At 36.6% G+C, this 11,595-nt stretch carries 10 protein-coding genes; 7 read left to right on the forward strand and 3 right to left on the reverse strand.

Going from position 1 to position 11,595, the window contains the following annotated elements; all coding sequences use genetic code 11:
• Positions 1 to 22: 22 nt before the first annotated feature.
• Together KO502_RS11280 and KO502_RS11285 are read right to left on the reverse strand one after the other, a co-directional pair.
• On the reverse strand, positions 23 to 1,321 hold the full coding sequence (locus tag KO502_RS11280; RefSeq protein ID WP_216022667.1) for an ATP-binding protein: 1,299 nt from the start codon (positions 1,319 to 1,321) through the stop codon (positions 23 to 25).
• A gap of 165 nt (positions 1,322 to 1,486) precedes the next feature.
• Positions 1,487 to 2,203 (reverse strand): winged helix-turn-helix domain-containing protein, encoded by a 717-nt coding sequence (locus tag KO502_RS11285; protein WP_216022668.1) that lies wholly within the window; start codon positions 2,201 to 2,203, stop codon positions 1,487 to 1,489.
• Positions 2,204 to 2,530: 327 nt separating this feature from the next.
• On the opposite strand from KO502_RS11285, the gene xthA reads away from it, so the two are divergent.
• Together xthA and rlmA are read left to right on the forward strand one after the other, a co-directional pair.
• Positions 2,531 to 3,337, forward strand: a complete 807-nt coding sequence (gene xthA / locus KO502_RS11290) for an exodeoxyribonuclease III (protein ID WP_216022669.1) — start codon at positions 2,531 to 2,533, stop codon at positions 3,335 to 3,337.
• Between the two features lie 13 nt (positions 3,338 to 3,350).
• The gene (gene rlmA / locus KO502_RS11295) at positions 3,351 to 4,190 is read left to right on the forward strand and encodes a 23S rRNA (guanine(745)-N(1))-methyltransferase (protein ID WP_216022670.1); all 840 of its coding nucleotides are present in this window, start codon (positions 3,351 to 3,353) and stop codon (positions 4,188 to 4,190) included.
• A gap of 122 nt (positions 4,191 to 4,312) precedes the next feature.
• Here rlmA and KO502_RS11300 read toward each other — a convergent pair whose 3' ends face one another.
• On the reverse strand, positions 4,313 to 4,843 hold the full coding sequence (locus KO502_RS11300; RefSeq protein WP_354668324.1) for a DUF412 family protein: 531 nt from the start codon (positions 4,841 to 4,843) through the stop codon (positions 4,313 to 4,315).
• Between the two features lie 222 nt (positions 4,844 to 5,065).
• Here KO502_RS11300 and KO502_RS11305 point away from each other — a divergent pair, with 222 nt between their 5' ends.
• From KO502_RS11305 to KO502_RS11325, 5 genes are all read left to right on the forward strand, one after another.
• Entirely contained in the window at positions 5,066 to 6,304 is a 1,239-nt protein-coding gene (locus KO502_RS11305; protein WP_216022672.1) for an acetate kinase, read from the forward strand.
• A gap of 47 nt (positions 6,305 to 6,351) precedes the next feature.
• The gene (gene pta, locus KO502_RS11310) at positions 6,352 to 8,478 is read left to right on the forward strand and encodes a phosphate acetyltransferase (RefSeq protein ID WP_216022673.1); all 2,127 of its coding nucleotides are present in this window, start codon (positions 6,352 to 6,354) and stop codon (positions 8,476 to 8,478) included.
• A 545-nt stretch (positions 8,479 to 9,023) separates the two neighbouring features.
• Positions 9,024 to 9,368 carry a Spx/MgsR family RNA polymerase-binding regulatory protein gene (locus KO502_RS11315; protein ID WP_216022674.1) on the forward strand — a complete coding sequence of 115 codons (345 nt, stop codon included), beginning with the start codon at positions 9,024 to 9,026 and terminating at the stop codon, positions 9,366 to 9,368.
• 123 nt (positions 9,369 to 9,491) lie between these two features.
• Positions 9,492 to 10,712: a succinyl-diaminopimelate desuccinylase gene (gene dapE / locus KO502_RS11320; protein ID WP_216022675.1), complete on the forward strand. Its 1,221-nt coding sequence runs from the start codon at positions 9,492 to 9,494 to the stop codon at positions 10,710 to 10,712.
• A 65-nt stretch (positions 10,713 to 10,777) separates the two neighbouring features.
• A complete protein-coding gene (locus KO502_RS11325; RefSeq protein WP_252730732.1) occupies positions 10,778 to 11,530 on the forward strand; it encodes a M15 family metallopeptidase in 753 nt (250 codons plus the stop codon).
• Positions 11,531 to 11,595 lie beyond the last annotated feature (65 nt).

An 11,595-nucleotide genomic window follows, 5' to 3' on the forward strand; every position in this document is an offset into this window, starting at 1 on the left:
AACTTAATCAACTTGGTATTAATTAACTCGCCAGCGCGTTTTGCTTGACCGGCCAAGACAGAGTAAATGATGCACCGCCTAAATCACTATCGCCTATAAAAGCGTGACCTTGATGCCATTCCATAATTCTTGAAACTATCGCTAGCCCTAAGCCAAAGCCACCTGTTTCACGGTTTCTTGATTGGTCGCCGCGAGAAAAAGCATCAAAAATAACTTGTTTAAATTCATCAGAAACCCCTTCACCATCATCTTCCACGCAAATTTGGCAATGGTTGTTTTCAATAGACAAGGTTACTCTAACTTTATCTTTACCATATTTTATCGCATTACTAATAAAGTTATTAACCGCTCGGTCCATAAAGTGACCATCACAATTAACATAGTTACTCGGTAAATTATTCACTAGTTCAATAGCGTTAATAAATGGCTCATGGCTTTCCACTTGCGCCCCAACTAATGCATTGATGTCGATATTGGTAATATTAATGTCAGGTCTGTCATTATCAAAAGCTGCATAAATAAGCATTTCATTAATTAATTCTTCTAGCTCACTAACATCATTTTTAATTTGTAATTGATACTTAGCTCTTTTTTCATCGTCTTTAATAGACTCAAGCATTTGCAGCGCAAATTTTGTTCTTGCTAATGGTGTGCGTAACTCATGAGATACAGCATTACTTAATTCTTTGTGGGCTTCAATGAGGCGCTTAATTCTAGCGGCCATCATATTAAAAGAATTAACCATAGGCGCGACCATAGAAGAGCTTGCTGCAGGAGATTTACTTGTAAACTGACCTTGTCCAAATGCTTGTGTTGCTTTTTTTAGCTGCTCTAAATCACGTGACATTGGCCATAACCAAATAAATATTACTAATGCTAAAACAGTTAACATTAATGCACGATATACCGCTTTGATTCTTGGTCTTGTTGGCATTTTCACTGGACCTAAGGCAACAACTGTATCGGAGTTATTTAAGTAATAATGAACAGTCGCTTTATCGTCATAGTAATAAATATGAGCACTACCTTCTGACAAGTGGTTATGATTGGAATGATCGAGTGCTTTAGCTTCAGTTAAGGTCATTAACGTTATTGGTAAGCCCCATCGCTGTGAAGCTTTTGTAATTATTTCATCCCATTCTGCACGGGGATGATTTTCGAGGTAATCACCCGTTGCCATCATTAAGGTTTCATAACCGGTATAAGAATCGATATCTTGCTCTAAATAGCTAGTCCATGCTTCATCGAGTAACCATGTTGAAATGATCATCATCGCAATAACAAAAAAGTAAAGGTTGAAAAACGTTCGTCCAAATCTCATTTAAGCACTCCGTGGATAACTGTATGACGCTCTACAAAAAAGACTTTGTTATTACTAACGTTTAGCGTGATAGTAAACAAAGCCTTTGTCTTTACTCTTGGTAGCAGTCAATTAATTTGTATTAATTAACTGCGTGAATATTTATACACTGACATTTATAAAAGACTAGTTCCATGCATCAGGAACAAATAAATATCCTTGACCCCAAATGGTTTTAATTCTAAATGGTGTTTCTGTATCGTCATGTAATTTTTTACGTAAACGAGAAATACGTACATCAACACTTCTGTCTAAGCCATCATATTCACGACCAATCACAGCTTTGTAGATATAATCACGATTTTGTACCTCACCAGCTTTGCCAGCAAGTAACCATAACAAATCAAACTCTTGACTGGTTAAATCAATGTTTTGTTCTTGTAATGTCACTTTGCGTGAAGCTTTATTGATATATAAAGCACCGCAGGTTATTTCACCCTTCCCATCACTTTGATTAGGTAAATCACCACGGCGTAATAAAGCATTGATACGTGCCAATAGTACACGTGGCTCAACAGGTTTAATAACATAATCATCAGCGCCTATTTCTAAGCCTAGCACTTGATCAAAGTCAGTACTTTTTGCTGTTAGCATTAACACAGGCCCGGTAAAGTCAGGGCGTAAATCGCGACAAACAGCAAAACCATCTTTGCCTGGTAACATTACATCTAACACAATCAGATCTGGCGAAAAAAGTTTTACACGCTTTTCAACCGTGTCACCACGAAACTCTTGTTTAACATGAAACCCTTCGTTCGTTAGAAAGTCGGTAACTAAATCAGATAACTGTCGGTCATCTTCAACCAATAATATTTTTTTTACGATTGAGTTGCTATTTGACATCTTCATTTCCTTATTTAACGTATAAATTATGCTTCACATAAATTACCCGCTGATTATTAATTTAGCCGTGTGGTTAACTACTTTTATTTATCATATTTAATGACATAGCCGTTAACTTACTAACGTATTTAACTTTTTAGTGCTTATTTAGGACTAGCTTAAACAAGTTATTGTGCTTAAACAATAGTTGCCACCTGTTGTTACCATTAAATTATATTTTATCACATCATAAGTTAAATAAACCTTGCGAGACGTTAGATAAACCCGCAAGATCATAGTATTACTTTATAACATAAATATTCTTCATTAAAAGTCATTAGGAATCTTATGAAAATCATCTCTTTTAATATCAACGGTCTTCGTGCTCGCCTGCACCAATTACAAGCTATTATCGACAAACATCAACCTGACATTATAGGTTTACAAGAAATTAAAGTTCACGATGAAGCATTTCCATTAGCCGACGTTGAAGCTATGGGTTATCACGTTTATTTTCATGGACAAAAAGCACATTACGGCGTTGCCATGTTATGTAAAAAAGAAGCTGAAGTAGTACAACGTGGCTTTCCAACTGATGATGACGAAGCACAGCGCCGTATGATTATGGTTACAACCACGAACGCACAAGGCGAGAAAGTTACGGTATTAAACGGTTATTTCCCACAAGGTGAAAACATTAGTCACGAAACTAAATATCCATACAAGCGCAAATTTTATAAAGACTTAATGACTTATCTTAATGACAGCCACACCAATGAAGAAAATGTTGTTGTTATGGGTGACATCAACATTTCACCACTTGATTTAGATATTGGTATTGGTGAAGTAAACCGTAAGCGTTGGTTAAAAACAGGTAAATGTTCATTCCAAGCAGAAGAGCGCCAATGGTTAACGACTTTGATGGATTGGGGTTTTATTGATACATTCCGTCAATTGCACCCAGATACAACCGAAAAATACTCATGGTTTGATTATCGTTCACGAGGCTTTGATGATAATCGTGGTTTACGTATTGATGTGGTATTAGCGACGCCTAAAATGGCCGCACAATGTATTGAAGCCGATATAGATTATGAATTACGCGGTATAGAAAAGCCGTCAGATCATGCGCCTATTTGGTCAACCTTTAAATAACAGGTTGTTAATAATGTCTGCAAACATAGTTCAAAACCCAGCGAAAAACACCTTAGCTCAATATCGTTGCCCTCTTTGTCAGCAAGCTTTAGTGCTTGCTGACAAAAGTTACCGTTGTCACAATAAGCATAGTTTTGATCAGGCAAAGCAAGGCTATGTGAACTTATTACCCGTGCAATTTAAACATTCAAAAGAGCCCGGTGATAACAAAGCAATGGTGCAAGCAAGACGAGCTTTTTTAGACAAAGGTTACTACCAGCCTTTAGTGGATAGTATGTTGGCGTTATATCAACAATACAGTGATAAAAGTTTAGCCGTATTTGATGCCGGATGTGGTGAAGGTTTTTACACCCATCAACACAAAACTGAAAACAATACAGTTTACGGTGTAGATATCGCTAAAGAAACCATCAAGATTGCAGCTAAGCGTTATCAATACTGTTTCTTTAGTGTTGCAACCTTGTCAGACTTACCCTTTTCAGACCAACAATTTGGTTGGCTTTACAGTGTTTACGCGCCGATTTTAGAAGCGGAGTTTACTCGTATTCTTGCTGATAAAGGTTATTTATTAACCGTAACGCCTGCGGATAATCATTTGTTTGAATTAAAATCATTAATATATCGTCAAGCCAATAAACACGACACCAGTAAATCCCCTATCGAGCAATTAACTTTGGTCGAAGAGCAACGTTTAAATTACACAATGGACTTCACTAACAGTGAAGATGTTTTGAATTTATTAGCGATGACGCCATTTGCATTTAAAGCGAGTGAAAGCTTAATTGATGAGTTAAAAAAATTAACGTCGTTTACCTGCCAAGCTGATTTTATTTTGCGTCTATATCAAAAATAATACTTTAGCTATAACTTCTAATATAGCTAAAGTATTGGCTGTCCAGTCTTTTAGTCTTTTTTTAAGTGTTTGATATTAATTATAGAACATACTTTTTTATAACAGAAAAGTGAATATGTGCTTTAATTTTCGGTTGCAAAGGTTAACTGTAATAATTGTGCTAAATCGATATAACGCGGCTTAACCGTTGCTAAGCTCGCAATCGCCTTTTGCTGTTTTTTTTGCTCTGATAGTTGCGAACCTATTTTCTCATTCATATAACCAGAAGCTTTAACGCTAACCTGCTCCGCAACTTGCTGTTTTATCTTTTCTAAACCACTATGATACCAAGATGCTAATGATGGAGGTAAAAGCTTATCGGCTTTTACTCCTGAAAAAACTAAAGCCTGTACAGGAATACTTAACAGGAATATGCCATAAACCAAGGCTTGTGGTAATGCATTCATTGCTAAATTTATTGAGCCTTGATTGAATGGATAACCTGAAGCGAGATAAAGTTGCATAATAACTGTGAATAGTGCCAACCCCGGAAAATAACGACATACAAAGCGTGCACTTTTTACGCTATGGTAATCCTGAAAATAGCGACTTAGCTCTGGCTTTTCAGGCCAAAGCGATAAGTATTTTTGTCCCAACTTAATGAGTTGTATCACGGATATATTCATAACATGATTATAGCAGCAAGTTTTTATAAGCAGAAGTTACAAATTAAACAGCGAATTAATCGTCTACTTAAGTACAACGAACATATAACGGAAAAAAGTAATAAATAAAATGTTTTTATTAGCTTACATCAATATACTTAAAAAAAGCCTTCGTTATAATGAACACATTATTTTCTCACTTTAATTTCATATTTTAAGAAGACAAACTATATGACTCAACTAAATTCTAAGTTTAAACAACTTAGCCCTTCTGATTCAATCTTAGTGATCAATTGCGGTAGCTCATCTGTTAAATTTTCTTTAATCAAGCCGGACAATGGTGAAACTCTTTTATCTGGCTTAGCTGAGCGTTTACTTACCGACGAAGCCGTCATTAAAATTGAACAAAATGACGAAAAAAACAGTTACCAATTACCTAGCCCTTATAATCATCAAGCAGCATTAGAGGTACTAGTAGAACAGTTACAATGCCTTAACTTAGTTGAAAATATTGGCGCTATTGGTCATCGTGTTGTGCACGGTGGTGAACAGTACTCACAACCAACGCTAATAACACCTGAAGTAGAACAAGAAATTAAACAATTATCCGCGCTTGCACCTTTACATAACCCTGCGAATCTCATTGGCATAAAAGCCTGCCAAGCGGCTTTTCAGAACTTATCTCAAGTGGCTGTTTTTGATACGGCATATCATCAAACTATGCCGGAAAAAGCTTATATTTATGGTATTTCTTATTCGTTATATGAAGCACATTCCATCAGACGTTATGGTTTTCATGGTACAAGCCATTACTTTGTTGCCAAACAAGCTGCCAAACAACTGAATAAACCGATTGAACAATGCAACTTAATCAGCGCTCATTTAGGTAATGGTTGCAGTATTACCGTTATCAAGAATGGTAAAAGTGTCGACACAAGCATGGGTATGACACCTGGTGAAGGTTTGATGATGGGCACCCGATGTGGCGATCTTGATAGTGGCATTATTTTTCATCTGGTAAATAGTTTGGGCTATTCAATTGAAGATGTTGATAAGTTAGTCAATAAAGAAAGTGGCTTACTCGGCATCTCTGGTTTAAGTAATGATTGTCGTGTATTACAAGCCGCAATGATAGATGATAATAACGAACAAGCAAAATTAGCGTTAACTGTTTTTTGTTATCGCATAGCTAAATCTATTGCTTCATACAGTGCAAGCTTAACTGAATTAGATGGCTTAATACTTACCGGCGGTATCGGTGAAAATTCAAGTTGGGTGCGCTCTGAAGTAATAAAGCAATTGTCCTTATTAAACTTTGTTCTTGATGAAGAAAAGAATGAAGCTACACGCTTTGGCGCATCCGGAAATATTGCAACGTCAAGCTCAAGGCCTTGTTTGGTTATTACCACTAATGAAGAATGGGTTATTGCCGAACAAACGTCTCAATTACTAAGTCATTTCGCTAGTTAATTAGTTAAATACACACATAAAATAGATAAATATCTAGGGTTAAATTTATGCAACATAAAATTATGTTAATTCCTGTTGGCGCCGGCGCTGGATTAACCAGTGTATCGTTAGGTTTATTACACGCTTGTCAGCAAAAAGGCATCCGTGTCGGACATTTTAAACCTATTAGCCAACCTTCTCGTAATAGTATGGCTAAAAAAAATAAAACTATCGACGCCATTAGCTTATCGCAAAACAGTACCAGTGTTTCGCTTAGTTATGTTGAAGAGAAAATGGGTGATGGTCAACACAGTGCAGTATTAGAAGAGATCGTAGCTAATTTTAATGATTTCAAAAAAGATCTCGACGTGGTTGTTATAGAAGGCTTAGTACCAACGCCAAGACAACCTTATGCGGGACGTATTAATCGTGATGTTGCCCAAGCACTAAGCGCTGATATAGTTTTAGTTGCCAGCCCAGGTAATGATACAGCCGAAGAGTTTGAAGATAGAATTGAAGTGAGCGCCGAAACGTATGGCGGTATTAATAACAAACACCTTATTGGCTGTGTTATTAACAAACTAAATTGCCCAGATCAGGACGAATATGGAATTTTACCAAAGGAAGAAGAGATTCAAAGTGACTTTACTCTTAACGATTGGCTAAGTTTAGACATTTTCAAAGGACGTAAGTTTGACTTGCTCGGTACAGTAATGTGGGAAATTGATCTCATCGCTCCGCGCGTTTGTGATATCAGTAATTACCTTGATGCTAAAGTACTTAATAAAGGTGAGATGGCGCATCGTCGTTTTCGTAGTGTTGCTTTTTGTGCCCGTACTGTAAGTAATCTAGTAAGCTATTTAGTGCCCGGCCGTCTTATTGTAACTCCTGGCGATCGTACCGACATTATTATTGCTACCTGTTTATCTGCGTTAAACGGTACTAAATTAGGTGGGTTAATTCTCACTAATGGTTTTGAACCGTCTGAGCAAGTATGGGAACTTTGCAAACAAGCACTTGATGCAGGTTTACCTGTGTTATCTGTTCCATGGGATACATGGCAAACATCACGCCATATCATGAGCTTTAACCCTGAGATACCACAAGATGATATTCAGCGCCAAGAAAAAGTTAAACAGCACGTGGCTGATAATTTAAATAGTGCATGGCTTGAAAAGCTCACCGCTAAAAATAATAGTTATAACTTGTTATCACCGCCAGCGTTTAGACATAAATTAACCGAGTTATCGCGTAAAGCCAATAAGTTAATTGTATTACCAGAGGGCACTGATATACGTACCATTAAAGCCGCGGCTATATGTTGTGAACGTAAAATAGCCCGTTGTTTATTAGTCGGTAACAAAGAAGAGATACTACAGATTGCTGAGCATCAAGGTATACAATTACCTGATAGTTTATTAATCGCAGACCCTGACGATATTCGTGATCATTATGTTGCCCCTATGGTTGAATTGCGTAAAAATAAAGGCTTAACCGATGTTGTTGCGCAAGAACAATTAAAAGATAACGTTGTAGTTGGCACAATGATGCTACAAATGGGTGAGGTAGACGGACTTGTATCAGGTGCAGTAAACACTACCGCAAATACTATTAGACCAGCTTTACAGTTAATTAAGACGGCTCCTGACAGCTCGTTAGTGTCATCAATATTCTTCATGTTATTACCTGATCAAGTACTCGTTTATGGTGATTGTGCGATTAACCCTGAGCCAAATGCCGAGCAGCTAGCCGATATTGCTATTCAATCTGCTGATTCCGCTAGAGCATTTGATATTGAACCAAGAGTTGCAATGATAAGCTACAGCACTGGTAGCTCAGGTTTGGGCGCTAACGTAGAAAAAGTAGCAGAAGCAACAAGGCTTGCTAAAGCTAAACGTCCAGATCTTATTATTGATGGGCCATTACAATACGATGCCGCAATTATGGAAAATGTTGCTAAGAAAAAAGCACCAAATAGCCCTGTTGCAGGTCGTGCAACGGTATTCGTTTTCCCTGATTTAAACACTGGTAATACAACTTATAAAGCAGTACAACGTTCTGCTGACTTAGTAAGTATTGGCCCAATGTTGCAAGGTATGAACAAGCCAGTTAATGATTTATCACGCGGCGCTTTGGTAGATGATATTGTTTACACTATTGCCTTAACAGCAATACAAGCAACAATGAGATCTTAGTTAAAACAGTAAACTTAACACGAGCTAAATAATAACTAGCACAAAGCAAAAAACAGTCATGTCATCACATGACTGTTTTTATTTATAACACAATAAAGATGATAATATTACTAATTAACCCCAGTAAAAGAGCCTTGTTGCTGATAAAGTGATCGAACAAGGTTTTTTCATGACTTATCCACTTAGTACCTCTTGAGTTGGGGGGTAGACAAAAAACGTACTAGATTCTTTTTCCTTATATTTCAATAACAAAAGACTTTATAACATGATTGCGCACAATTTTATCCACAGGAATTGTGGATATAAAAATTAAAGATAACTCATAGTAAGTGATTAAATAATAACTATAAAAACAATATAAACACCCTTTTAAGTTCATTTGTATATAAAACAGCTTATTAGTAACAACGAATTAATGTAATTTAAAATAGTACTTAACTATTGTTACTGTTTAATACAATAAAAAACCTTGTTACTAAGAGATCATTTTTCAATAATATCTGATACCATAGTTAGCATTATTCACCCATTATCAGAAAACTATTATGATCACACTCTACGGTATAAAAAACTGCGATACGGTAAAAAAAGCGACAAAATGGCTTGAAGCTAACGATAAAGCTTATCAATTATATGACTTTAAAAAACAACCATTAACTACTGAGTTATTAACAAGCTTTGTAGAATTAAGTGATTGGTCTTTATTATTAAATAAGCGCAGCACAACCTTTCGTAACCTGCCTGATGAAGTAAAAAACAACTTAACTGATGACGTTATTTTTGCCGCTGTACTTGAGCAACCCACCCTATTAAAACGTCCTTTATTACCTTTAAATAATGAATTACATTTAGGTTTTAAAGCAGAGCAATATCAAGTTATTTTTGGCTAAAATAAACCTCTGCGATATATTGTTAATACATTTTTATGCAATAATTTATGTAAGTAGCGACTAAGATAAGTCGATAATTTATAAAAGCTAGCCCTCTATAAGTAGCTGCTAAAAGGTAATGTTGTGGATCAACCTAAATTAAACGAACAAAGCCCTGTTATTAAACTAGCAATAGATCTTTTATCTAGAGCTTCAGTGACGCCCGCAGATGCTGGCTGTCAAAAATTAATGGCAGAGCGTTTAGCTGCTGTTGGTTTTAGTAACGAGAGTATGGTTTTTGACGATACCACAAATCTTTGGTCTCGCCGCGATGCGAATGTTACTAAGACCAAGCTAAACACCTCTTCCGATGATAATAATAATGACTTAGTTTTTTGTTTTGCCGGTCATACTGATGTTGTACCCGCAGGCAACCTTGAGTTATGGAACACGCCGCCATTTGAGCCAACTATTATCGATGGTATGTTATATGCTCGCGGTGCTGCCGACATGAAAGGCAGTTTAGCGGCGATGATTGTAGCAACTGAGCGTTTTGTGCAAGATCATCCCGATCATCAAGGTTCAATTACTTATTTAATTACAAGCGATGAAGAAGGCCCGTTTATTAACGGTACCACTAAAGTTATTGATACTTTAGAAGCACGTAATGAGAAAATTACTTATTGTATTGTTGGCGAGCCTTCAAGTACAAATACCGTTGGCGATGTCGTAAAAAATGGCCGTCGAGGCTCTATTTCAGCAACACTTACCGTCAAAGGTAAACAAGGTCATGTTGCTTACCCTGAACATGTTAAAAACCCAATTCATTTAGCCATGCCGGCATTAACAGAATTAAGTCAAGAGACATGGGATAATGGTAATGATTATTTTCCTGCAACGAGCTTTCAATTGTCTAATCTAAACTCAGGTACTGGTGCAACCAATGTAGTTCCTGGCCATATCACCGCATTATTTAATTTACGTTACAGCACAGAATTAAACGATGAAATAATTGTTGAACGCGTTGAAGCTATTCTCAATAAACATCAGCTTGATTACGATATACAGTGGACTTTTAATGGTAAGCCTTTTATCACCGAGCATACTCATTCAAAGCACGGATTTTTAAATGCGGTAAGCCAAGCAATATTTACCGTAACAGGTAATGAAACTGAGCTTTCAACATCAGGTGGTACGTCAGATGGGCGCTTTATTGCGCCTACAGGTGCCCAAGTTATTGAACTAGGCCCTTGTAATGCGACAATACATCAAGTTAATGAATCAGTTGCCTGTGATGATTTAGAAAAGCTGGTTGATATTTACTACCATTGTTTATTTAATGTGTTATGTACGCATAAACATTAATTATGAAACATTAAATTAATAGTTAATCTACGTTAACCCAAGTTAAGCAAGATAGGTTTACCTTAATGCCAAACCATAAAGAGTCATTAACAGCACCAAGAGCTAAAATGCGAGATAAAGCTATAACTACTGCTGAGCTACTTGGTCAAACCGATCAACACCTTTATCACTTATACGGCAATGTATTTATACACCAAGCGATGCAAAAAGATTTTGATGCTTTAGTTACTGCCGCAAAGTCCGATGGCATAACCTTAGTTGTCGCTAGTGGTTTTAGAGGGTTCGAGCGACAGTTGATGATATGGAACAATAAATTTTCAGGTAAAAGCCCCATTAAAGATATAGATGGTAATACAGTAGATATTTCGAGCTTAACAGCACTTGAAATAATAGAAAGTATTTTACTTTATTCTGCCCTGCCTGGTGCTAGTCGACATCATTGGGGCTGTGATATTGATGTTTTTGCACCAAACTTATTAGCCGATGATTATCAATTACAACTTGAGCCTGCTGAATATAATGCGCAAGGTCCCTTAGCTAAATTGTCTACTTGGTTAAATACCCACGCGCACAAATTTGGTTTTTACTTTCCTTATGCTGTTTTTCAAGGAGGCGTTGCCCATGAGCCTTGGCATTTGTCTTACCTACCTTTAGCACAACAATATCAACAGGCTTTTGATATTCAACAATTAAGCTTGGCTATCGAAAGTAGTAATATATTAGGCAAAGGCACTATTCTTGATAACTTAGACGCAATAGCTAAACGTTATATTATTAATGTTTGCGCAGCGCCAAGTAATGTTATACTGCCTAACTAACGACTGATGTCATGTGCCATGAATTTATCTTACTGAAAATTAAACTATTATACCAATTCCGATAA

Origin of the sequence: Colwellia sp. E2M01 (genome assembly GCF_018860585.1) — a bacterium.
In the GTDB taxonomy this organism is placed as follows: Bacteria; Pseudomonadota; Gammaproteobacteria; order Enterobacterales; family Alteromonadaceae; genus Colwellia.

Bases quoted from the DNA above. Each gene is read 5' to 3' on its own strand.
- KO502_RS11280 (WP_216022667.1), bottom strand. From the start codon at position 1,321: ATGAGATTTGGACGAACGTTTTTCAACCTTTACTTTTTTGTTATTGCG.
- KO502_RS11285 (WP_216022668.1), bottom strand. From the start codon at position 2,203: ATGTCAAATAGCAACTCAATCGTAAAAAAAATATTATTGGTTGAAGAT.
- xthA (WP_216022669.1), top strand. From the start codon at position 2,531: ATGAAAATCATCTCTTTTAATATCAACGGTCTTCGTGCTCGCCTGCAC.
- rlmA (WP_216022670.1), top strand. From the start codon at position 3,351: ATGTCTGCAAACATAGTTCAAAACCCAGCGAAAAACACCTTAGCTCAA.
- KO502_RS11305 (WP_216022672.1), top strand. From the start codon at position 5,066: ATGACTCAACTAAATTCTAAGTTTAAACAACTTAGCCCTTCTGATTCA.
- pta (WP_216022673.1), top strand. From the start codon at position 6,352: ATGCAACATAAAATTATGTTAATTCCTGTTGGCGCCGGCGCTGGATTA.
- KO502_RS11315 (WP_216022674.1), top strand. From the start codon at position 9,024: ATGATCACACTCTACGGTATAAAAAACTGCGATACGGTAAAAAAAGCG.
- KO502_RS11325 (WP_252730732.1), top strand. From the start codon at position 10,778: ATGCCAAACCATAAAGAGTCATTAACAGCACCAAGAGCTAAAATGCGA.